We start from the raw sequence: 22,833 nt of genomic DNA, 5'->3' as shown, positions 1-22,833 counted from the left end.
AAATCAAACGTTTTGACTAAGTATTTATCATTCTTGAACTTTCTTAATAAAAAACCTATCTTCCAACCGATTGGAAGATAGGTTTGTCAAACAACATTATTAAGTTTTTAATCTCTAGAAGGTTCTCGCAATTTAATTATAAACGTTATCACAACTGCAATTAACATCATAAATAGAATCGGTGTAATGAAAATTGAAAGTAATAGCCCGTGAACCATGATGTTCATAAATTCAGTGAATAATTTAAAGAATAATAAACTTACCATAAATAATTGTAGATAATAAAATCGGCCTTTCAAATAATTCGTCAATGTCGTTAAAATATAAATAATGATGATAATCATTAAGATAAACAACGTTATCCATTCAATAACATATTGTGTTTGGCCAATCTCCCAATCACCAGAAACGAATAATGAATTTCTATTATTAAATTCAATTAATGTGAAAAATAATAAAACTGCACCACAAAATAATTCTACATAGCTAGGTTTAATCCATTTCGGTTTCTTCATCCAGTTTGGAACATCATCTTCTTGTATATCAATAATGTTCTTCCATTTTTCAATAAATTTATCTCTCTTATCTCTTACTTTCTGAATATCTACACTTCTGCGAGTCTTACGCGTAAATTCTGTCGTTTTGTCTTGTAAAGTTTTCCAACGTTCCATAGTTTGGTTCGTTACAGTGTCTTTACTCGTTCTAGATAATTCCGGTTCTTCTTCGCCTAATTCCTGTTTTGTTAATGGTAACGATCTTCTTAAGAATAAGAAATTCCAAATTGACATTTGTCCCAGTAACCACATAATTATGAAAAATGTGTTAACGCTTAAGATGTCAATTGGTATAATTTCATCACTCTCAATTCTTCCATATAACACCAATTGTGTTATCAAATAACTAAACCCATAACTGAAAATAATCAATAAATAATGATATTTTCTATGTTCTATATTTAGCTCATCTTTATAAACGATATAACCAATGTGAATTACAAATGGTATTACGAAAATAATAGCGAAAAAACTATAAACTTGGGTCATTAAAATTAGCGTTATGATAAAGAATAGAATACCAATAACTAAAAAGAATATTGAAATATCATAGTCATATCGTGTTGTTCTAAATAAAGTAATTCCTAGCATAATTAATCCAATGCCAAATATAATTATTAAAATGGCGCTAACTACTGGAAAATTCCCTATGTAATTGCTCATTACTCTAATTATTTCAGCAAAAAATGCATTTATAAAATCCCATACATTATGAATATGTAAATCAATTTTACCTTTGCCATTTAATTTATGAATCATTGGTAAATTGATTAAAATGATGAGACCTGTGAAAAGCGAAACGATGCCTATAATATAACTATATAATATCTCAGCGTGTTTCTTCATAAAAGACATACCATTCACCTCAAAGTTATTATATATTAACATTTAGCTCTTGTCTTTAATAATCTCAATAAATAAGTCTATAGTATGATATAAATTAGTTGTATAGTCAAATTTCCACTTATACCTTTACTCTAAACAATTTATTTAATATAACTTTTAATTTTGCAGTTTTATCCTTTATTTTTATAACTACTTTTGTTTAACTTTTTTCTCTTTGTGGTATTTATGTTGTATAAGTTATTAAAAACATGAAGGAGTGTTTTGTTCATGAGTAAAGAAGAATTAAATAAAAAAGCAGCTAAAAAAGCTAAAGAAACTGAAGATAAATTAAAAGATAAAAAAGATTTGGCTGAAGAAAATAGCGAAGAAACGCGAAAAAACATTCAGGATAGTTTTGATTAATTAAAACTTAACTTAAGCATAAATACATGTGTCAGACTTAATTATATACTAGTAGTAGTTGTCTGATAGCTGTTCTACTTTGAGAGAGCGAGAATACAGTGTCAATTTTTTGATTGCTGTTCCGCTCTCTTTTTGATCTTTCTGCCATATTCCCTCATGTTTCATTTACCATGTATATCTAGGTTTTTTAAATAGTGGAAGGCTAAAAATATTTTGAAATATATAATATTTTTGATTTATTTCATTGGTGACCTTGACAGAAGTGATTAAAAATCATACATTAGAGTTAAATTAAATAATCATTCGCACTAGGGGTGTTTAGTGACTGAGATGAGGTATACCCTCAAACCCTTTGAACCTGATCTAGATTAAACTAGCGTAGGAAAGTGTACTGCGATACTTATTAAAAAATGGTATCCGTATGCCTGTATTTAACGCGCACCTTTCTAGAAGGTTGTGCGTTTTTTTATATAGGAGGAGTATATATGTCAAAAGGATTAAAACTTTCTGAGATACTAGTAACTGTATTAATAGCAGTAGTTTTCGCTGTCATTTATAATATTTGGAATTTTGTCTATAAAGCGCTACAAGTTACAGGTCTTCATTTTGAAGAACTAACTTATGGGGCTTGGTTTATGGCAGCTATTGTAGCTTATCTTATTATTCCTAAAGCAGGTATCGCTATCTTAGCCGAATTTGCTGCAGGTGCTGGCGAAACCATAGTCATGGGCCGATTTGATATCACTACAATGATTTATGCTTTAATACAAGGATTAGCATGTGAACTCATCTTTGCACTTTTCAGATATAAATCTCGCTCAGCAATGGTTGCAATATTAGCTGGTTTCTTAGCCTCAGTATCAACTTTGCCATTGGACTTTGCTTACGGTTATCTCGGCGAAATAGCTGGTTGGAACCTTACGTTATATATAGTATTTAGACTTATAAGTGGAATTGTTGTGGCAGGACTTTTATCTTACTATATTGTGAAATCCTTAGACCAAACCGGTGTCACTAAATTATTCAGACCTGCAACTCAGAGCGATTACGACAATTTATAAGGAGCAATAAAGTTGATAGTTACAAAAAATTTACGCTTAAAATACCCTAACGGTCATAATAAAATATTTGATAATTTAACACTTCATATAAAAGACAAAGAAAAAGTATTGCTCTTAGGTCCTTCTGGTTCAGGTAAAAGTACATTATTAAACGTTTTAAGTGGTATCGTTCCTAACCTTATAGATTTACCTATGAAATATGACGAATTACAAATTGACGAGGATTGTGGCGTTATTTTCCAAGATCCAGACACTCAATTTTGTATGCCTAAAGTATATGAGGAACTCGCTTTTGTTTTAGAAAATTTGCAGGTACCACGCAATGAAATGGAAAGCCGTATACAATCTGCCTTGTCAGCAGTTGATTTAAACGTCGATAAACATCAACATATTAACCAATTGAGTGGTGGAATGAAACAAAAATTAGCAATTGCAGAAACATTGTTACAACAAGCAAGCACCCTATTTTTAGATGAGCCAACTGCAATGCTGGATGTGGATGCAACTGCAGATTTATGGCAAAAAATAAAATCATTGTGGCATGATCAAACTGTGTTAATTGTAGAGCACAAAGTAGAACATATTTGGCAATATGTTGATCGTGTTATTCTATTAAATTATGATGGTGCCATAATAGCCGATGCACCTCCTTATAAGATATTGTATGACTATGAACACCTATTAACAGAATATGGCGTGTGGCATCCTAATGCGTGGCAATCTGCGCCACCATCATCTAAAGTACAAAAGAATTCGACTGCTCAACAATCAGAGGATGCTTTTAAATTTAAAAATGGCTTGATTAAACGAGGTAAACAGCAACTGATTAACATACCAGAATTAAACATCTGTGCTGGTGAATGGATTACCATCACCGGCTCAAATGGTAGTGGCAAAACTTCCTTATTAGAATCGATGATGCAACTCATTAAATATGATGGGAAAATGTGTTTTAACAATCATGCTTTATCAAAAATTAAAAATGCCGCAAAGCATATGTATTTAGTTTACCAGAACCCCGAATTACAATTTATTACACATTCTGTATATGATGAAATTTACATTCAATATAAGAATAAAACACGTTCAACCGTTGCAGCTGAGCAAGAAACTCAAAACATGCTTAAAATACTTAATTTACAAGCAGTTAAAGCACAGCATCCATATGAACTGTCTATGGGCCAAAAAAGACGTCTAAGCGTTGCAATTGCACTAAGTTCATCTTCTGACTTTATTTTACTTGATGAACCTACTTTTGGTCTCGATAGTCATAATACATTTAACCTTATTAAATTATTCCAAACACGTATACAAAATGGACAAACGATTGTAATGGTAACGCATGATTCAGAAATTATTGCACGTTATCCAACCCGAAGACTCCATGTCGATCAACATCAATTAACTGAATTAAAAGGTGATACTTATGTTTGAAATGTGGAAAAAACATTATTCTTTTGTTGATGACGTCAACATTATTACTAAATTAGCAATTGCAGTCATTTTGTTTTTCTTTGTTATCTTTGTACATCAATTTGATTACATGCTCTATATAACTTTATTAATGTTGATATTTCTACTTTTATTTAATGGATTAAAATTCAAGATCACTTTTATTTTCATACTCTTTACTGTCACTTTTAGTTTGATATCTGCTTTATTCATGATTTTTTATGGTGATGGAATACACACGATATTTAAATTAGGCTTTATTCATATTACTACCGAAAGTTTATACCGTGGTTTGCACTTAGCAATGCGTACCACAACGATTTCTCTTTTTGGAATTTTAATTGCTTTCACATCACAAATCGTCATGATTTTCTATAGTCTTATGCAACATCTCAAAGTTAAACCTAAAGTAGCTTATGCATTTATGGCAGCAATTAGAATGGTTCCTTTAATGTTCACTTCATTATTCGAACTCCGAAAATCATTGAAAATGCGCTATCAAATGATTGATTCACGTAATTATAGAGGCTTTAAACGTTTAAAACATCTTGTAATACCACTACTAAGTCAAAACATCAGAAAAGCGCATCAATTATCAGTTGCTATGGAGAAAAAAGGATTTAAAGACGGACCTAGAACATACTATTATTATGCACCTTTCTCGTATAAAGATTTTTTATTAATCGTGGTTGTAAGTTCTATTTTAATCGTTGCATATTTCCTAGCACTATATATTCCAATCACAGGAATTAATGATGTGCGTATTACAAGTATTTACTGAATCTCATTACGATCCGTGTAATATAAATAAAAAAGCGTTAAGACAAAACTTAAACCACTTTGTCTTAACGCTTTTTTGATAACTTATTCAATGTTCTTTATCATATATAGATTGCTTTAATTGTTATTTAAGTGCTTTATCACTAATGTCCTTTCGGTAAAACAATGCATTACTTTTAATTTTATCGACTGCTTCATAAGCTTTAGCTTTTGCACTTGCAATATCTTTGCCTTCACCTAAGGCCAGGATGACACGGCCACCAGATGTCACATATATATCTTGTTCTTTTTTTAATCCACTCACAAAGTATTGCCCATTTAAATCGAAGCCTGAAACAGTTTTACCCTTTTCATATTTAGCTGGATAACCTTTAGATGCAAGCATAACACCTACTACAGAATCAGCTTTCCATTGAAATTGAATTGGTTTTTTAGCTTCTAAATCTAAAATATGCTGCATTAAATCACTTTCCATACGAGTTAAAAGTACTTGAGCTTCAGGATCGCCGAAACGGGCATTAAACTCAATTACTTTTGGTCCTTCATTTGTAATAATTGCTCCAATGTATAGTACACCAAAAAATGAGTAGCCTTCACTAACCAATGCTTGTGCAATAGGCTGTGCAATTTCTTCATTTGTTCGTTTGATAATAGAATCCTCAATGTGAGGAACTGGACAATACGCACCCATACCTCCAGTATTCGGACCTAAGTCACCATCAAACGCACGTTTATGGTCTTGAGCTATACAATCAAACGGCACAGCATAGTCATTATTTACGAAAGTCATTAACGAGAATTCTTCACCTTCAAGAAATTGTTCAAAAACTACAATGCCTTCTTCTTCTGGATAAAGTTCTTCTATACCTGATAGTGCTTCCTCATAACTTTCCGCAATGATAACCCCTTTACCTGCTGCTAACCCATCTTTTTTCAATACGACTGGATATTCACATGATCGGATATAAGTTAATGCATCTTGCTTATTTGTAATTTGTGTATATTCAGCAGTTGGAATACCATATTTTTTCATTAATTCTTTAGCAAATAATTTTGAACCTTCAATTTGTGCTGCTGCTCGATTAGGTCCAAATACTTTTATTTGTGCAGCTTCTAATTTGTCAGCTAATCCTTCTGTTAAAGGTTGCTCAGGGCCAATGATTGTCCATGTAATATCATGTTGTTGTGCAAATGCTACAATTTGTTCATGTGCTGTTTCTGCTATTTCACTATGTACCTGTGCAACTTTCGACATTGCGTCATTACCTGGGATTGCAAATATTTCATTAACAAGTGGTGATTGCTTCAATTTGTGCGCTATAACGTGCTCTCTACCACCTGCACCAATTACGAGTACTTTCATAAAGTATATTGCCTCCAATTCCCTTAATGTTTAAAGTGTCGAACGCCTGTAGTTACCATTGCAATACCATATTTGTTTGCCATATCAATAGATGCTTGATCTTTAATTGAACCGCCTGGCTGAATAATTGCTTTGATACCTGACTTAGCTGCTAATTCAACTGTATCATCCATTGGGAAGAAACCATCTGATACCATTGCAACTTGATCATTCATTTCTATCGCACGTTCTATGGCGATTTCTGCTGACCCAACACGGTTCATTTGTCCTGCGCCAATTCCGACTGTTTGTTTCGCATTACTTAGAATGATTGCGTTACTTTTCACAGATGCAACCACTTTCGATCCTAATAACATTGCATCCCATTGCACTTCGGTAGGTTCAACTTCTGTGACTACTTTCATATCGTCACGTGTTAATTTCACATTATCTTTATCTTGTATTAAATAACCACCTGAAACAGACACGACTTCTTGTTCACTATTATCAATCGTCATATCAATTTCTAAAAGTCGTATATTTTTCTTTTTACTTAAAATGTCTAATGCTTCTTGTGTGAATTTTGGAGCAATAATAACTTCTAAGAATATTTCATGTAAAGTTTCTGCCAACGTGCTATCTACAGATCTATTTAAAGCGACGATACCACCGAAAATAGATTGACTATCTGCTTCAAAAGCATACTGATAAGCATCATTGATTGTTTCTCCAACACCTACACCACAAGGATTCATATGTTTTACTGCTACTGCTGCTGGTTGTTCAAATTGCTTTACAAGTGATAAAGCTGCATCTGCATCTTTAATATTGTTATAGCTTAATTGTTTACCATGTAATTGTTTAGCGCCTCCAAGTGTGTGCGCTGCACTAGATGTACGAATAAACTGTGCTGATTGTTGTGGATTTTCGCCATAGCGTAGACTTTCTTTATTATCTTTAAAGAATTCCACAATCGCTTCGTCATATTGATTTGTGTGATCAAATACTTTAATCATGAGTGACTTACGGTATACTTCATCCAAATCGTCATTTTTCAATTTTTCGATAACTTCATTATAATCTGCTGGATGTACGACTGTCGTAACATGCTTATAGTTTTTAGCCGCAGCACGTAACATAGTTGGTCCACCGATATCGATGTTTTCGATTGCATCGCTTTCTGTAACATCAGGATTCGCTACAGTTTCTTTAAATGGATATAGATTAACTACAACCATATCTATAAGATCAATATGTTGCTCTTTTAATTGTTGTAAATGCTCTGGCTTATCACGATCAGCTAGTATGCCTCCATGAACAGATGGATGTAATGTTTTAACTCTTCCATCCATAATTTCTTCAAATTGTGTTAATTCTGAAATTGATTTTACTGGAACGTTTGCTTCTACTAAAGCTTGCATCGTGCCACCAGTAGAATATAACTCATAACCTAATTGGTTTAAGGATTGGGCAAATGCTACAACACCACTTTTATTAGACACACTTAAAATTGCTTTTTTCATTTTATATTGGCACCTCTTATTGAATGATTTTGGATATCACTTTCGGATATAATTCATGTTCCATCACTTTAATTCTTTCTTCTAGTTGTTCTTTCGTATCGTCCGGATATATATCACATGTCCATTGTTCGATAATTTCTCCTGTGTCCATCCCACTGTCCACATAATGCACGGTTGTACCTGTAATCATATCGCCGCTCTCCAAAGCTTGGCCTACTGCGTCTTTACCTTTATATTTAGGTAACAGTGAAGGGTGTATATTTATAATACGTCTATTGTATGCTTTTAATATATTTTCACCAATCAGCTTCATATAACCAGCTAGAACAACCCATTCTACTTGTTCTGAGGTAAGCCATTCGATGATTTTACGCTCGTAATCTGCTTTAGAAGGAAAATTTTTAAGTTCATTAATGTGAACATCTAAATTATATTTTCTAGCACGTTCAATGCAATAAGCACTTACTTGGTCTGTGTACAAGGCAGTGACTTCTATATTAGGTAAATTACCTTCTTCGATTTGAGTCATGATACTTTCAAAGTTACTGCCTGATCCTGACGCAAAAATAGCTATTTTAGTCACAGTTATACCCCCAATAATTGAATTGGTTGATCACCTTTAACGATTTCACCAATTTGGTATGCCTTAACTTGTTGTTGTTCCAATATATTTAGCACCGCTGTTTCATTTTCTTTGTCGACAATCAACGTAAAACCAATGCCCATGTTAAAAACATTATACATTTCTTCAGTTGGTATTTCCCCTTGTCTTTGTAACCAATCAAATATTTGTGGTGTTGGGAATTGTGACACATCAATTTTTGCTGTAACTCCTTCAGGTAATGCTCTAGGAATGTTTTCATAGAAACCGCCACCAGTAATATGCGTCATTGCATGTATTTTCACTTCATTTTTTACAGCAAGCACAGGTTTAACATATAAGCGTGTAGGTTCTAAAAAGACATTTAGGTATGTGCGTTGTGCATCGAACTTATTATTTAAGTTAATGCCTGATTTTTCAATTAAATTTCTAACTAAACTATAACCATTTGAATGAATACCACTAGATTCAAGACCTATAATGACTTGTCCTGGTGCTACTGAAGCGCCATCTATATATTCATCTTTTTCTACAGCGCCTACAGCAAAACCTGCTAAATCATATTCTCCTTCGTGATACATTTCTCCCATTTCAGCTGTTTCGCCACCAATAAGTGCAGTGTTTGTTTCTTCACAGCCATCGCTTACCCCTTTGACAATCTGTTCAACGACTTCTGGAATTACTTTATGTGTTGCAATATAATCTAAGAAATAAAGTGGCTCTGCACCGGTTGTTAAAATATCATTCACACACATTGCAACGGCATCGACACCTATCGTATCGTGCTTATTGTTATCTATAGCTAACTTTAACTTTGTTCCAACACCATCAGTTCCTGATATAAGTAAGGGTGCTTTCATATTCAATTGTGACAAATCAAATGTTGCGCCGAAACCGCCAAGTCCACCAAGTACTTCCTTACGCATCGTTCTTTTAACATGACTCGACATACGTTCTACCGCTTCATAACCTGCGTTAATGTCGACACCTGCTTGTTGGTATGCTTTAGACATTTAAATTCCCCTCTTTATCAAAGTATTGTGTATGATTTGCTAAATATTCTTTTTGACGTTCACTTAAATGCTCTAGATAGTCTGACTCATAGTCATAAAGTCCTGCTGGGTAATCTCCAGTAAAACTTTCTACACATAAACCACTGTATGGTGCATCTTCATTCAGACCAATAGATTGAATAAGTCCATCGACAGTTAAGTATGCTAAAGAATCTGACCCAATATGGTCGCTAATTTCTTGAGGCGATTTATTCGCAGAAATCAGTTCAGCTGTAGTCGAGACGTCTATGCCATAAAAACTTGGGAACATAAACTCTGGTGATGCGATACGAACGTGTACTTCATTTGCACCTGCGTCTTTTAGCATTTGTACAATACGTCTACTTGTCGTACCTCTTACAATCGAATCATCTACAAGTACAATGTTTTTATTATGAACGATATCTTTAACTGCAGATAGCTTAACTCGTACGCCTTGTTCTCGCAATTCTTGTGTAGGTTGGATAAATGTACGCGCTACGTATTGATTTTTAACAAGACCCATCTCGTAAGGTAATCCGCTTTCCTCTGCATAACCTGAAGCTGCAGATAGAGAAGAATTCGGCACACCAATGACCATGTCAGCATTGTCAGCTGGACTTTCTTGGGCAAGTTGTTTGCCTGATTGTTTTCTAATCGCATGAACATTTTTGCCAGCAATCGTAGAATCAGGTCTTGCGAAATAAATATATTCCATTGCTGAAATTGCAGTTGTCGTATGTCTTGTATAAGACTCTACTCTAATACCCTCGTCATTAATCACAACATATTCGCCTGCATGAATATCTTGCACAAATTCTGCACCTAGTACATCAATCGCACATGTTTCACTAGCAATGATATATGCACCAGTCTTCATTTTTCCTACAACTAACGGACGAATTGCATTAGGATCAACTGCACCATATAATGCATCTTTTGTTAATAATGCGAAAGTAAAGCCACCTTTGATTTTTCTCAAGCTTTCTTGAAGTGCATCTTCAAAAGTTGGCGCCTTACTTCTACGTATTAAATGCATAATTACTTCTGTATCTGATGAAGAATGAAAAATAGATCCCTGATGTTCTAACGATCTTTTTAAACTTTGTGCATTAATTAGGTTACCATTATGACAAACTGCGGCACTCATATCATAAAAATGATATAAAAATGGTTGGATATTTTCTATTCCTTTATTACCAGATGTTGCATAACGCACATGGCCAATTGCATGTTTATAGGATTTAAAAGATTCAAGTTGGGTATCTGAAATTGCTTCAGTAAGTAGACCCATACCGCGTTGTCCAACAAGTGATTCACCATCCGAACACACGATACCAGCGCCTTCTTGGCCACGGTGTTGCAAACTGTGTAACCCCATATATGTTAATTGTGCAGCTTCCGGATGATTCCAAATTCCAAATACACCACACTCTTCATTTAATCCACTGTAGTCATACATTTAGGAATAGCTCCTTCCCATAATTCATTCAGATTTTTAACTTCTCGTGATACTTGGACTTCCTTGTTTGATACGAAGAATTTGCCATCTTGAGTTAATTTACCAATTTCTACTGCATTTTCTACATCGAACGTTTGACCTTCTTTAACTGCAACAATATAACGTCCTTGTGTCTCACTAAAGAGTTGTTCGTTTGTAACGTCTAAATTAACGTTCATGCCTAATTGATAATGCGCACTTATACGAGCCAATGTCACTAATAGACCACCCTTACCAATTGTTTGTACATGTGAAGCAATCCCATCACGAATCGCTTGCTTAATAGATTCGCCTTTACGTACTTCGTCTGATAAATCAATCGCTTCAAACTCATGATTGACCTCTTTGTAAAGTAGTTTCTCAATTTGACTTCCGCCAAAATCATCTTTAGTTTCACCAACAATGTATAAAGTGTCCCCTAAATGAGGAGTAAATTCATTAAAATATTGAATATCTTCAATTAAACCAACCATACCTACAACTGGTGTTGGGAAAATAGATGTTTCTCTATTTTCGTTATATAACGAAACGTTACCAGACACGACAGGGGTGCTTAATACTTCACAAGCTTCTGCCATACCTTTTGTTGAATCTGCAAGTTGCTGATAAATTTCTTTATTCTCTGGAGAACCATAATTTAAACAATCTGTCATCGCTAGCGGCGTGGCACCTACAGATATTAAGTTACGATATGCTTCAGCAACAACCATTTTCCCGCCTTCATATGGATTATTAAAAACGTAACGTGCTTCACCATCGATTGTGGATGCAATAGCTTTATTTGTACCTTCAACACGTACTACGGATGATTGTAATCCAGGTTTAACAATTGTATTTGCACCGACTTGTTGATCATATTGTTCATACAAATAACGTTTCGATGCAATCGTAGGATGTTGTAGTAATTGATCAAACACATTTTCTACATCAATATTGCTGTAATCATTTTTTACTGTATTATATTCTGGTACTTCACCTTCTAGAATGTATACAGGCGCTTCGTCTGATAATGGTTGTATTGGTATGTCAGCATACACTTCGTCTTCATAAGTAAGAACAAAGCGGTCTGTATCTGTCACTTCACCAATTACTGCGCTATCTAGTTCATGTTTGTCGAATAATTCTAAAAATTTATCTTCTGTACCTTTTTCAACAACAAGCAACATACGTTCTTGTGTTTCAGAAAGCATCATTTCATATGGTGAAATGCCTTCTTCTCTAGTCGGGACTTTTTCAAGTTTAAGATGTAAGCCACTGCCACCTTTTGCTGCCATCTCTGAAGATGAGGAAGTAAGTCCGGCTGCGCCCATATCTTGTATACCTACAAGTTCGTCAAAAGTAATTGCTTCAAGCGTTGCTTCCATTAATTTTTTACCAACAAATGGATCACCAATTTGAACAGATGGTCGTTTACTTTCACTATCTTCACTTAGTTCTTCAGATGCGAATGTAGCACCATGAATACCATCGCGACCAGTTTTTAATCCAACATAAATCACTGGATTGCCTTCACCTTTTGCAGTCCCTTTTTGAATCATGTCATGGTCGATAACACCTACACACATAGCATTAACTAAAGGGTTGCCATCATATCTACTATCGAACTCAATTTCGCCTGCAGTAGTTGGGATGCCAATACAGTTACCATAGCCCCCAATACCAGCGACAACACCACGTAATAAACGACGGTTTTGTTTCTCTGTTAACTCACCGAAGCGTAAACTATTTAATAAATTGATAGGTCTCGCACCCATAGAAACGATATCTCTGATGATACCGCCCACACCTGTAGCTGCGCCTTGATAAGGTTCTACTGCTGAAGGATGATTATGTGATTCAACCTTGAATACTACTGCTTGATCATCGCCAATATCCACGACACCAGCGCCTTCACCTGGCCCCATCAATACATGTTTACCAGAAGTTGGAAATTGTGTTAAAAATGGTTTTGAATGTTTGTATGAACAATGCTCACTCCACATTACAGAAAAAATACCTATTTCAGTAAAATTAGGTTCACGTCCTAAGATTTCACAAACTTTGTCGTATTCTTTATTAGTTAAACCCATATCTTTATATAAGCATTCTAATTTAATTTCCTCTGAACTTGGTTCTAAAAATTTAGACATTTTGTTCCCTCCAACTATTTACCATTGCTTCAAATAATTTCACTCCACTATCAGTGCCTAAAATCGACTCAATTGCGCGCTCTGGATGCGGCATCATACCGCACACATTTCCTTTTTCATTAATAATTCCAGCAATGTCATTATATGAACCATTCGGATTGTCCAGATATTTTAAAATAATTTGGTTATTTGCTTCTAATGCTTTATACATTTCTGGTGTACAATAATAATGTCCTTCACCATGTGCAACTGGATAAATTACTTCTTCATTCGCTTCATATAAATTGGTATACATGGTTTTATTATTTACAACTTTTAAAGTTTCATTACGGCTAACAAATAAGTGAGAATCATTGTTCAATAAAGCGCCTGGTAACAGTCCAATTTCAGTTAAAATTTGAAAACCATTACATACACCTAAAACCGGTTTCCCTTCATTTGCAAAACGTTTAACTTCTTCGGTAATCGGTGCAACACTCGCCATCGCACCTGAACGTAAGTAATCCCCAAATGAGAATCCGCCAGGTATAAGTACACCATCAAACCCTTCTAAAGAAGTATTTCTATAATCAACAAATTCTGCTTGGACACCAGATTTCACTGCCGCGTTACACATATCTCGGTCACAGTTAGATCCTGGAAATTTCAACACTGCAAATTTCATTAAGCTTTCTCTCCTTCATCCAAAACTTTGTAACTATATTCTTCAATTACAGTGTTAGCAAATAATTTTTCACTTAGTGTTGTAATCACGTTGTGTACAGCTTCGTCTGTTGCTTCATCAATTGTCATATATAAAACTTTACCTACACGAATATCATTTACTTGTTTATATCCTAAATCATGTACTGCGCGGTTCAATGCTTGTCCTTGTGTATCAAGTACTTGTGGTTGTAATGTGATGTGTAATTCGATTGTTTTCATATTTTATAGTGCCTCCAATTTATTTAAGAAAGTTTGATATGTTTCAATAATTGATCCTGTGTCTTCACGATATACATCTTTATCAAAATTTGTATCGCTATATTTATCCCATATGCGACAAGTGTCTGGTGAAATTTCGTCAGCTAGTATAATTTGACCCTCTGTCGTACGCCCAAATTCAATTTTAAAGTCTACTAATCTCAAATCTATTTTATTCATTAATTGGATGAGTATCATGTTGATCTCTTTAGCCGATTCTTTTAAAATAGCAATTTCATCATCTGTCGCTATGTGTAATAACTTAATATGATCTTCTGTAATCAATGGATCATTTAAATCATCATTTTTGTAGAAGAACTCTACAAGTGGATCATCAAATTCATGGCCTTTTTCAAAACCTAATCTCTTTGTTATAGAACCAGCTGCAATATTTCTTACTACTACTTCCAAAGGAATAATATCTACTGATTTCACGAGTTGTTCAGTTTCAGAAGTTTGTTCAATAAAGTGACTATTTACACCTTGAGCTTTTATAAAATTAAATATTCTAGAAGTAATTTGATTGTTCAATCGCCCTTTACCTTCTATAAAGTCTTTTTTCGCCCCATTTCCAGCTGTCACTTCATCTTTATATTCAACGCGTAGTATTTCAGGTTCTCCAGTTGAGAAAATTCTTTTCGCTTTTCCTTCATATAACAAAGACATTAGTTGTATCTCCCTTCAAATGTGTTTAGCAATGTTTCTTCAGAACGAGTCACATCATTAGTTAAAACAGTTAAATGACCCATTTTTCTATCTGCTTTACGTGTACTTTTACCATATATATGCACATGCCAATCTGGATGGTCAGCAAATTGATCTTCTAAAAGATCTAAATCTCTACCTAATAAATTCATCATTACCGCAGGTTTTAGCAATTCAATGGATTGCGGTAATTTTTGTCCTGTAATTGCCAATATATGTGTGTCAAATTGAGAGTAATCACACGCTTCTATGGAATAGTGTCCCGAATTATGTGGTCTCGGCGCAATTTCATTAACATATAAATGATTTTGCGCATCGACAAAGAATTCTACTGTAAATGTGCCTACAAAATGGATATGGTCAATAATTTTTTTAACTTCATTTTGTGCTTCTTGTTCTTTTTCGATATCTGTACGGGCTGGTACAATTGTTTTAAAAAGCATTTGATTTTGATGTTCATTTTCTTGGAGTGGAAAGTACGTAATTTGGTTATCATTGCCAATCGTTACTGTAAGTGAAACTTCTTTTTGTAAGTCTAAGAATTGTTCGGCTACACATTCTTGTTCGTCAACAAGTAACTTTGCTTCCTCAATATAAGTTGCGTCTTTAACTAAAACTTGGCCTTTCCCATCATAACCACCGAAACGTGTTTTTACGATAAATGGATAACCAATTGTTTCAATTGCTTTTTTCAAATCACTTGGTCCAGATAATTGAACGAATGGCGCAATTTGAGTTTGTGCTGCTTGCAATGTTTGTTTTTCTGTCAATCGGTCTTGTAGCAACTGAATTGCTTGATAGCCTTGAGGAATATTGTATTTTGAGACTAGTGTTTGCAGTTGACTAGCTGAAATATTTTCAAATTCGTAAGTAATGACGTCTGATGATTCACCAAGTTGATTTAATGCCTCTTGATTATCGTAAGCAGCATTAATAAATCCATGTGCAACATATTGACATGGGCATTCTTGATCTGGATCGAGTACGATGACCTTAAATCCCATTTTTTGTGCAGACTGTGCCATCATTTTACCTAACTGGCCTCCGCCAATAATGCCAATAGTGGAACCGAATTTTAATTTACTGAAGCTCATGTTGCATTTCACTCACTTTCTCAACTAATGATTTTTCGAAATTTTCCAAATTCTTTTGGACTTTTTTATTACCAATGCTTAAAATCCTAGCAGCTAATACGCCTGCATTTGTAGCGCCAGCTTTACCTATCGCAGTTGTTGCTACTGGTATTCCTCCTGGCATTTGTACTATAGATAATAGCGAATCTAATCCTTTTAAACTTTTGGACTCAATTGGTACACCAATCACAGGTAATGTTGTCATTGAAGCTACCATACCTGGTAAATGTGCTGCGCCACCTGCTCCAGCAATAATGACATCGTATCCTTTTTCTCTTGCTTCTTTAGAAAATTCAAACATTAATTGTGGCGTACGATGCGCTGAAATTACTTTTTTGTCGTAAGGAATTTCTAATTGATCTAGCATAAGGCAACTTTCTTTCATTGTCTCCCAATCAGAAGAACTCCCCATTATAACTACCACTTTCACACTGAACACCCTTTCAGAAATTTGAAATGTTACTACTATTAGATGTATATTACAGATATAGCATAACAACTAAACAATGGTTTTTCAATCAAAAATCGAACTTTAAATCAAAAAAATGATTCAATCTACGTCTTTTGATTGATATCCATCAAGTTTTTTATGTTAAAGTTAAGTAAAGTACACATATTGGAGGAGGATTTTTTCATGGTCGCTAAAATTTTAGACGGAAAACAAATTGCAAAAGAATACAGACAAGGTCTTAAAGATCAAGTTGAAGCATTGCAATCTAAGGGTTATACACCTAAACTATCTGTAATACTCGTAGGTAACGATGGTGCAAGTCAAAGTTATGTGAATTCTAAAAAGAAAGCAGCAGAAAAAATTGGTATGATTTCTGAAATCGTACATTTAGATTCATCAACATCTGAAGAAGAAGTTTTAAACGAACTCAAACGTTTAAATGAAGATGATACTGTGAGCGGTATATTAGTACAAGTACCTTTACCAAAACAAGTAAGTGAACAAAAAGTTATAGAAGCTATAGATCCAGCAAAAGATGTGGATGGCTTCCACCCTGAAAATATTGGTAAACTTTATATAGACCAACAAACTTTCGTTCCATGTACACCGTTAGGTATTATGGAATTATTGAATCATGCTGAAATTGATTTAGAAGGTAAAGATGCAGTTGTTATCGGACGTAGTCATATCGTAGGACAACCAATATCTAAATTATTATTACAAAAAAATGCATCTGTTACGATTCTTCATTCAAGAACTAAGGATATGCACAGTCATTTAAAAAATGCTGATGTCATCGTTAGTGCTGTCGGTCGTCCGGGATTAGTTACAAAAGAAGATGTCAAAGAAGGCGCAGTTGTGATTGATGTTGGTAACACACCAGACGAAAATGGTAAATTAAAAGGTGATATCGCATACGATGAAGTAAAAGAAGTTGCAGGCGCAATTACTCCAGTTCCTGGTGGCGTCGGCCCAATGACCATCACAATGGTTTTAAATAATACGCTTGTGGCGGAAAAAATGCGTAGAGGCATTGAATAATTATTAGTGAATGCTAAGTGCGCATTGTTACTATTAATATATAAATAAAGAGATTTTAGATATCACTTTGTGACATCTAAAATCTCTTTTTATATAATATTCAAAATTCAAATGTTCCTTTTAAATAATAGTTGCGTAACGACACTTATTTTAAATATAAATCATTCAAAATGTATTTTCGATTCATCTGCGCCTGTTGCTCATGAAGTTGTGATAATAGATTTTAAGAAAAAGCTTCCTCTATATACATATATTTTTGAACATTTTGTAATAAACTGTTACAGATGAAATTTTACTATATAATATTGCGCAGTTTAGTAATGAATAATATATTCAACATTTTCTTTCGCTGTTGCTATGTTTTCTAACTTACTATTAAATAATTGCAGTGTAGACATATTAATAAAATAAAGATGTCTACTGTTGCAGATAAATAAATAAAGTGACCTACCTTAAATTCATCATTTATTATTGTAGAAACTTCATCTTCTTAACCCATATCAACATCTCTTTGGACAGTAAAAGTAAATAATTTAAACTCACCTTCTACTATTTAATAGTGTTTTTTACATGATATTCCAATTTTCTAATTTCTATATCTACAATAATATATTACCTCGATAAAAATTAACTGAATGTTTACTGAAAATTACAACTAGATTCAAAGTCATAAGTTATATTAGGACTATAGTACGATGTATTCTAAACTTATTTAAAGTATAGTTGAATAAAATAAATGACGGTCATACGGAGGTTAACGTTATGAACAAACTAATACAGTCATTATCAGCATTAGGTGTATCTGCTACGCTAGTGTCACCTAACTTAAGTGCAGAAGCTACTGATAATTCAATACCAGAACTAAAAGGTACTAATGATACAATCATCGAAAAAGGTGACGATTACAATTTATTTAATGGTGTAAGTGCCTTTGATAAAGAAGATGGCGATTTAACTCATAAAATTACCGTTGATGGAGATATAAATACAAACAAAACTGGAAAGTACAAAGTTGAATATAAAGTTGAAGATTCAAATGGCGCTATAAAAAAATCTATACGCTATGTTGAAGTTAAGTAGCACATAGATTCCATACATAGTCTCATGAAATTATAAATGATAACGATTATCATAGTTTTTAAGACAAAATTACTCTTTCGACTTAATTATGACACTTTTCACAAAATGTACACATAATTTTAACAAATCTTTAAAAGCCCGCCAGACATTGGTTCTGTTGGGTTTCCTTTAATTTTACAATATTTTTTTTCGCACAAACACTTGTAATAATTGCGTAATATCTTAAAATTGATGTTAAGCCCTACAATTGTAGTATTAGGAGGTCAAAAAAGTGTCAAAATTTAAGTCTTTGCTTCTACTCTTTGGCTCGCTAATTTTACTTAGTGGTTGTGAGAATGTAGAAGTTTTAAACCCAAAAGGGCCAATGGCAAGTGATTCGAAGTTCTTGATTATGTATTCAATCATCTTCATGCTTGTTATCGTTGCCGTCGTAATTCTCTTGTTCACAGTCTTTCTATTCAAATATAGAATCAGTAAGACTGAGGAAACAGGTAAGATGCACCACAGTGTTTTAATGGAAACCATTTGGTTTATCATTCCGGTCATCATTCTAATTGCTTTAGCCATTCCAACGGTTAAATCACTTTACAATTATGAGGAAACGCCAGATAAAAAGGATGATCCTATTGTAGTTTATGCTACAAGTGCTGGTTATAAGTGGTTCTTTAGTTATCCTGAAGAAAAAATCGAAACGGTTAATCACTTAACTATTCCGAAAGATCGCCCTGTTGTTTTCAAACTCCAATCAATGGATATGATGACAAGTTTCTGGATTCCACAACTTGGTGGTCAGAAATATGCGATGACAGGTATGACTATGGACTGGACGTTAACAGCTAGCGAAGAAGGTACGTTCCGTGGACGTAACTCAAACTTCAACGGCGAAGGGTTTGCTCGTCAAACTTTTGATGTTAATTCAGTAAGTCAAAGTGAATTTAAAGATTGGGTCAAAGATGCTCAAAGTAAAAAAGAATTAGATCAAGATACCTTTGATAAGCAACTTTTACCAACTACTGAAAATGAAAACTTAACTTTCAGTGGTACTCATCTAGCATTTGTTGATGCTGCAGCAGATCCTGAGTATATTTTCTACGCTTATGATCGCTACAATTACGTACAAAAAGATCCAAACTTTAACACTGAAAAAGAATTAACTGAAGATGTGTTAGATAAACCAGATCAACCTGCACGTAAACCGCAAATCACAAATGCGAACTATGAGAGACATGGTATGAAAGCCATGATTCTTGGCAACAACGAACCATACGATAGTGAATTCAAAGACGAGGAAACACATAACGTCGATGAAATGGACAAAATCTCTAAAGGTGCTAAAGACGAAAAAGCATCTGAATTAGAGAAAAAAGAGCATGAATCTGGAGGTGGACATTAATGGATTTTCCATGGGATCAGTTACTCGTTAAAGGTTCTTGGATGATTACAATGGCACAAATCGGTGCCCCATTTGGAATCATTGGACTAATCGCAGTAATTACTTATTTTAAATTATGGAAATATTTATACAGAGAATGGTTCACATCTATCGACCATAAGAAAATCGGGGCAATGTATTTAATCTGTGCCGTATTAATGTTCGTTCGTGGTGGTATTGACGCATTAATGATGCGTACACAATTAGCGATTCCTAACAATACGTTTTTGGACTCAAATCACTATAACGAAGTTTTTAGTACACACGGTGTTATCATGATTATCTTTATGGCAATGCCTTTCATATTTGGTTTGTGGAATGTCATTGTACCTTTACAAATTGGTGCTCGAGACGTTGCATTCCCTGTATTAAATAGCGTAAGTTTCTGGTTATTCTTCTCAGGTATGATTTTATTCAACTTGTCATTTATAATCGGGGGCTCACCTGCAGCTGGTTGGACTAACTATGCACCACTGGCAGGTGAATTCAGTCCCGGACCAGGTGTCAATTATTACTTAATTGCAATTCAGATTTCTGGTATCGGTACACTGATGACAGGTATTAACTTCTTCGTAACCATACTTAGAATGAAAACACCTACAATGAAATTTATGGAAATGCCAATGTTTACGGTTACTACTTTCATTACAGCCTTACTCATTATCTTGGCTTTTCCAGTATTAACAGTTACATTAGCACTATTCACAACAGATAGAATCTTCGATACTGCATTTTTTGCAGTAGCAAATGGTGGTATGCCAATGCTTTGGGCTAACTTCTTCTGGGTATGGGGGCACCCTGAAGTTTATATTGTTGCCCTTCCAGCATTCGGTATATACTCTGAAATTATTCCAACATTTGCGCGTAAACGCCTATTCGGCCACCAAAGCATGGTTTGGGCAACGGCAGGTATTGCGTTCTTAAGCTTTTTAGTTTGGGTTCATCATTTCTTCACAATGGGTAATGGTGCGTTAATCAACTCATTCTTCTCAATTTCAACCATGCTTATCGGTATACCAACTGGTGTTAAAATATTTAACTGGTTGTTCACGCTTTACCAAGGCCGAATTACGTTCGAGTCACCAATGTTATTCTCACTAGCATTTATCCCCAACTTCCTAATAGGTGGAGTAACTGGTATTATGCTTTCTATGGCAGCAGCAGATTACCAATACCACAACACATACTTCCTAGTGGCGCATTTCCACTACACGTTAGTATCCAGTGTTGTACTTGCCTGTCTAGGAGCTTTAATATTCTGGTGGCCTAAGATGACTGGATTTAAGTTAAACGAAACGTTAAACAAATTCTGCTTCTGGTTCTTTGTAATCGGTTTCAACATTTGTTTCATACCTCAATTTATACTTGGTCTTGACGGTATGCCACGTCGTTTATATACTTACATGCCAGAAGATGGTTGGTGGTTATTAAACGTAATCTCAACTTTCGGTGCTCTATTAATGGCATTAGGCTTTATGTTCTTAGTTGCAAGTATTGTTTACAGCTTCTTCAAAGCACCACGTGAATTAACTGGTGATAACTGGGATGGTTTAGGTCGTACACTAGAATGGTCAACTGCTTCAGCGATGCCACCTAAATACAACTTTGCTATCACGCCAGATTGGAACGACTACGATACATTTGTTGATATGAAAGAACATGGTCGTCATTATTTAGATAACCATAATTACACAGATATCCACATGCCGAATAATACCCCAGTTGGTGTATTCATGGGAATATTCTTCACTATTGGTGGTTTCTTCCTAGTATTTGAAACATTACTACCAGCTATTCTTTGCTTAATTGGTATCTTTGGCACTATGATTTATCGTAGTTTCCAAGTAGATCACGGTTATCACATTCCAGCTTCTGAAGTAATGGAGACTGAAAAACGTTTACGTGAAGCACGAATAAAAGAAAAGGAGGCTGTAAGTCATGAGTCATGATGCAAACACAATTGATCAACGTTCGCATGAAGGTGAATTAAATAAGCTTGGCTTTTGGATTTTCCTTACAGCTGAATTCTCATTATTCGGTACGTTATTTGCAGCGTTACTAACACTGCAACATGGTGGCGATTATGCTGGTAAAATGACTACCGAGTTATTTGAATTACCGCTCGTTTTGATAATGACATTTGCTTTATTAATTAGTTCTTATACATGTGGTATTGCAATTTACTACATGAGAAAAGAAAAAGAAAAATTAATGATGATTTGGATGATTATCACTGTACTATTAGGTATGGTATTCGTAGGCTTTGAAATCTATGAATTCACACACTATGTGCATGAGGGTGTTAATCTTTCGATTGGTTCTTATTGGTCTAGTTTCTTTATACTATTAGGAACGCATGGTGCCCACGTATCGTTAGGTATCGTCTGGATTATCTGTTTATTAATCCAGATCGCAATGCGAGGATTAAATAAAGACAATGCTCCTAAATTATTTATAGTAAGTTTATATTGGCACTTTTTAGATGTTGTATGGATCTTCATCTTCACTGCCGTATATATGATAGGGATGGTGTTTAGCGGATGAATACAATAGTAAAACACACAGTAGGTTTTATTGCCTCAATCGTTCTGACAATATTAGCAGTGTTTGTAACTTTATACACATCTATGGAACTTAACGTTAAGATTACCATCATTTTTGGTTTTGCTTTTATACAGGCTGCAGTTCAATTATTAATGTTTATGCACTTAACTGAAGGTAAAAACGGAAACTTACAAGCATTTAAAGTTGTATTTGCGATTATCATTACTTTAATTACTGTTATTGGTACTTATTGGGTAATGCA

The 22,833-nt window shown here is 34.4% G+C and carries 22 protein-coding genes and 1 riboswitch; of the genes, 10 read left to right on the top strand and 12 right to left on the bottom strand.

The features are described 5' to 3' along the window. Positions 1–107: 107 nt before the first annotated feature. Positions 108–1,409: a lipoteichoic acid stability factor AuxA gene (gene auxA / locus ACA31_RS02620; RefSeq protein WP_057511828.1), complete on the bottom strand. Its 1,302-nt coding sequence runs from the start codon at positions 1,407–1,409 to the stop codon at positions 108–110. Positions 1,410–1,667: 258 nt separating this feature from the next. On the opposite strand from auxA, the gene graF reads away from it, so the two are divergent. The 4 genes from graF (at position 1,668) to ACA31_RS02605 (ending at position 5,096) form a co-directional block, all read left to right on the top strand. Then, complete coding sequence (graF, locus tag ACA31_RS13415; protein ID WP_216634268.1) at positions 1,668–1,802, top strand: glycopeptide resistance-associated protein GraF; 135 nt, start codon at positions 1,668–1,670, stop codon at positions 1,800–1,802. 300 nt (positions 1,803–2,102) lie between these two features. Next, a riboswitch (TPP riboswitch) is annotated at positions 2,103–2,204 on the top strand. Between the two features lie 83 nt (positions 2,205–2,287). Continuing rightward, positions 2,288–2,863 (top strand): ECF transporter S component, encoded by a 576-nt coding sequence (locus tag ACA31_RS02615; RefSeq protein WP_057511827.1) that lies wholly within the window; start codon positions 2,288–2,290, stop codon positions 2,861–2,863. 12 nt (positions 2,864–2,875) lie between these two features. After that, positions 2,876–4,297 (top strand): ABC transporter ATP-binding protein, encoded by a 1,422-nt coding sequence (locus ACA31_RS02610; RefSeq protein WP_057511826.1) that lies wholly within the window; start codon positions 2,876–2,878, stop codon positions 4,295–4,297. Beyond that, positions 4,290–5,096, top strand: coding sequence for an energy-coupling factor transporter transmembrane component T family protein (locus tag ACA31_RS02605; RefSeq protein WP_057511825.1), 807 nt, complete (start codon positions 4,290–4,292; stop codon positions 5,094–5,096). Before ACA31_RS02610 ends, ACA31_RS02605 begins: the two co-directional genes overlap by 8 nt. Positions 5,097–5,219: 123 nt before the next feature. Here ACA31_RS02605 and purD read toward each other — a convergent pair whose 3' ends face one another. The 11 genes from purD to purE are packed head-to-tail and all read right to left on the bottom strand — an operon-like array spanning position 5,220 to position 16,453. Then, positions 5,220–6,458: a phosphoribosylamine--glycine ligase gene (gene purD, locus ACA31_RS02600; RefSeq protein WP_057511824.1), complete on the bottom strand. Its 1,239-nt coding sequence runs from the start codon at positions 6,456–6,458 to the stop codon at positions 5,220–5,222. A 23-nt stretch (positions 6,459–6,481) separates the two neighbouring features. Further along, positions 6,482–7,960: a bifunctional phosphoribosylaminoimidazolecarboxamide formyltransferase/IMP cyclohydrolase gene (gene purH, locus ACA31_RS02595; RefSeq protein ID WP_057511823.1), complete on the bottom strand. Its 1,479-nt coding sequence runs from the start codon at positions 7,958–7,960 to the stop codon at positions 6,482–6,484. A gap of 16 nt (positions 7,961–7,976) precedes the next feature. Further along, a complete protein-coding gene (purN, locus tag ACA31_RS02590) occupies positions 7,977–8,543 on the bottom strand; it encodes a phosphoribosylglycinamide formyltransferase (protein WP_057511822.1) in 567 nt (188 codons plus the stop codon). Positions 8,544–8,545: 2 nt separating this feature from the next. Next, complete coding sequence (purM, locus tag ACA31_RS02585; RefSeq protein WP_057511821.1) at positions 8,546–9,574, bottom strand: phosphoribosylformylglycinamidine cyclo-ligase; 1,029 nt, start codon at positions 9,572–9,574, stop codon at positions 8,546–8,548. Beyond that, positions 9,567–11,054, bottom strand: coding sequence for an amidophosphoribosyltransferase (gene purF, locus ACA31_RS02580; protein ID WP_057511820.1), 1,488 nt, complete (start codon positions 11,052–11,054; stop codon positions 9,567–9,569). The genes purM and purF overlap by 8 nt, the downstream gene beginning before the upstream one ends. Beyond that, the gene (gene purL, locus ACA31_RS02575) at positions 11,033–13,222 is read right to left on the bottom strand and encodes a phosphoribosylformylglycinamidine synthase subunit PurL (protein ID WP_057511819.1); all 2,190 of its coding nucleotides are present in this window, start codon (positions 13,220–13,222) and stop codon (positions 11,033–11,035) included. The genes purF and purL overlap by 22 nt, the downstream gene beginning before the upstream one ends. After that, positions 13,215–13,886: a phosphoribosylformylglycinamidine synthase subunit PurQ gene (purQ, locus tag ACA31_RS02570; RefSeq protein WP_057511818.1), complete on the bottom strand. Its 672-nt coding sequence runs from the start codon at positions 13,884–13,886 to the stop codon at positions 13,215–13,217. Before purQ ends, purL begins: the two co-directional genes overlap by 8 nt. Further along, the gene (gene purS, locus ACA31_RS02565) at positions 13,886–14,146 is read right to left on the bottom strand and encodes a phosphoribosylformylglycinamidine synthase subunit PurS (protein WP_057511817.1); all 261 of its coding nucleotides are present in this window, start codon (positions 14,144–14,146) and stop codon (positions 13,886–13,888) included. Before purS ends, purQ begins: the two co-directional genes overlap by 1 nt. Before the next feature lie 3 nt (positions 14,147–14,149). Next, positions 14,150–14,851, bottom strand: coding sequence for a phosphoribosylaminoimidazolesuccinocarboxamide synthase (purC, locus tag ACA31_RS02560; RefSeq protein ID WP_057511816.1), 702 nt, complete (start codon positions 14,849–14,851; stop codon positions 14,150–14,152). Beyond that, on the bottom strand, positions 14,851–15,984 hold the full coding sequence (gene purK / locus ACA31_RS02555; RefSeq protein WP_057511815.1) for a 5-(carboxyamino)imidazole ribonucleotide synthase: 1,134 nt from the start codon (positions 15,982–15,984) through the stop codon (positions 14,851–14,853). The genes purC and purK overlap by 1 nt, the downstream gene beginning before the upstream one ends. Beyond that, positions 15,971–16,453: a 5-(carboxyamino)imidazole ribonucleotide mutase gene (purE, locus tag ACA31_RS02550; RefSeq protein WP_057511814.1), complete on the bottom strand. Its 483-nt coding sequence runs from the start codon at positions 16,451–16,453 to the stop codon at positions 15,971–15,973. Before purE ends, purK begins: the two co-directional genes overlap by 14 nt. 204 nt (positions 16,454–16,657) lie before the next feature. Between purE and folD the strand changes: the two genes are divergently transcribed. From folD to qoxD, 6 genes are all read left to right on the top strand, one after another. Next, a complete protein-coding gene (gene folD, locus ACA31_RS02545) occupies positions 16,658–17,515 on the top strand; it encodes a bifunctional methylenetetrahydrofolate dehydrogenase/methenyltetrahydrofolate cyclohydrolase FolD (RefSeq protein WP_057511813.1) in 858 nt (285 codons plus the stop codon). A gap of 762 nt (positions 17,516–18,277) precedes the next feature. Continuing rightward, positions 18,278–18,595: a DUF5011 domain-containing protein gene (locus ACA31_RS02540; protein ID WP_057511812.1), complete on the top strand. Its 318-nt coding sequence runs from the start codon at positions 18,278–18,280 to the stop codon at positions 18,593–18,595. A 271-nt stretch (positions 18,596–18,866) separates the two neighbouring features. Beyond that, the gene (qoxA, locus tag ACA31_RS02535; RefSeq protein WP_057511557.1) at positions 18,867–19,988 is read left to right on the top strand and encodes a cytochrome aa3 quinol oxidase subunit II; all 1,122 of its coding nucleotides are present in this window, start codon (positions 18,867–18,869) and stop codon (positions 19,986–19,988) included. Then, on the top strand, positions 19,988–21,976 hold the full coding sequence (qoxB, locus tag ACA31_RS02530) for a cytochrome aa3 quinol oxidase subunit I (protein WP_057511558.1): 1,989 nt from the start codon (positions 19,988–19,990) through the stop codon (positions 21,974–21,976). The genes qoxA and qoxB overlap by 1 nt, the downstream gene beginning before the upstream one ends. Next, the gene (qoxC, locus tag ACA31_RS02525) at positions 21,966–22,571 is read left to right on the top strand and encodes a cytochrome aa3 quinol oxidase subunit III (RefSeq protein ID WP_057511559.1); all 606 of its coding nucleotides are present in this window, start codon (positions 21,966–21,968) and stop codon (positions 22,569–22,571) included. The genes qoxB and qoxC overlap by 11 nt, the downstream gene beginning before the upstream one ends. Further along, positions 22,568–22,833: cytochrome aa3 quinol oxidase subunit IV (qoxD, locus tag ACA31_RS02520; RefSeq protein ID WP_057511560.1), on the top strand; the 266-nt coding region annotated here is incomplete at its 3' end. The genes qoxC and qoxD, both read left to right, overlap by 4 nt.

Source organism: Staphylococcus sp. NAM3COL9, assembly GCF_001431205.1.
In the GTDB taxonomy this organism is placed as follows: domain Bacteria; phylum Bacillota; class Bacilli; order Staphylococcales; family Staphylococcaceae; genus Staphylococcus.
This window is presented reverse-complemented; position numbering and strand designations above follow the sequence as displayed.

Coding starts and splice junctions, on each gene's coding strand:
- purH (WP_057511823.1), bottom strand. CDS start 7,960: ATGAAAAAAGCAATTTTAAGTGTGTCTAATAAAAGTGGTGTTGTAGCA.
- purF (WP_057511820.1), bottom strand. CDS start 11,054: ATGTATGACTACAGTGGATTAAATGAAGAGTGTGGTGTATTTGGAATT.
- ACA31_RS02540 (WP_057511812.1), top strand. CDS start 18,278: ATGAACAAACTAATACAGTCATTATCAGCATTAGGTGTATCTGCTACG.
- purM (WP_057511821.1), bottom strand. CDS start 9,574: ATGTCTAAAGCATACCAACAAGCAGGTGTCGACATTAACGCAGGTTAT.
- folD (WP_057511813.1), top strand. CDS start 16,658: ATGGTCGCTAAAATTTTAGACGGAAAACAAATTGCAAAAGAATACAGA.
- auxA (WP_057511828.1), bottom strand. CDS start 1,409: ATGTCTTTTATGAAGAAACACGCTGAGATATTATATAGTTATATTATA.
- purQ (WP_057511818.1), bottom strand. CDS start 13,886: ATGAAATTTGCAGTGTTGAAATTTCCAGGATCTAACTGTGACCGAGAT.
- purK (WP_057511815.1), bottom strand. CDS start 15,984: ATGAGCTTCAGTAAATTAAAATTCGGTTCCACTATTGGCATTATTGGC.
- purS (WP_057511817.1), bottom strand. CDS start 14,146: ATGAAAACAATCGAATTACACATCACATTACAACCACAAGTACTTGAT.
- qoxB (WP_057511558.1), top strand. CDS start 19,988: ATGGATTTTCCATGGGATCAGTTACTCGTTAAAGGTTCTTGGATGATT.
- purL (WP_057511819.1), bottom strand. CDS start 13,222: ATGTCTAAATTTTTAGAACCAAGTTCAGAGGAAATTAAATTAGAATGC.
- ACA31_RS02605 (WP_057511825.1), top strand. CDS start 4,290: ATGTTTGAAATGTGGAAAAAACATTATTCTTTTGTTGATGACGTCAAC.
- graF (WP_216634268.1), top strand. CDS start 1,668: ATGAGTAAAGAAGAATTAAATAAAAAAGCAGCTAAAAAAGCTAAAGAA.
- ACA31_RS02615 (WP_057511827.1), top strand. CDS start 2,288: ATGTCAAAAGGATTAAAACTTTCTGAGATACTAGTAACTGTATTAATA.
- purD (WP_057511824.1), bottom strand. CDS start 6,458: ATGAAAGTACTCGTAATTGGTGCAGGTGGTAGAGAGCACGTTATAGCG.
- purC (WP_057511816.1), bottom strand. CDS start 14,851: ATGTCTTTGTTATATGAAGGAAAAGCGAAAAGAATTTTCTCAACTGGA.
- qoxC (WP_057511559.1), top strand. CDS start 21,966: ATGAGTCATGATGCAAACACAATTGATCAACGTTCGCATGAAGGTGAA.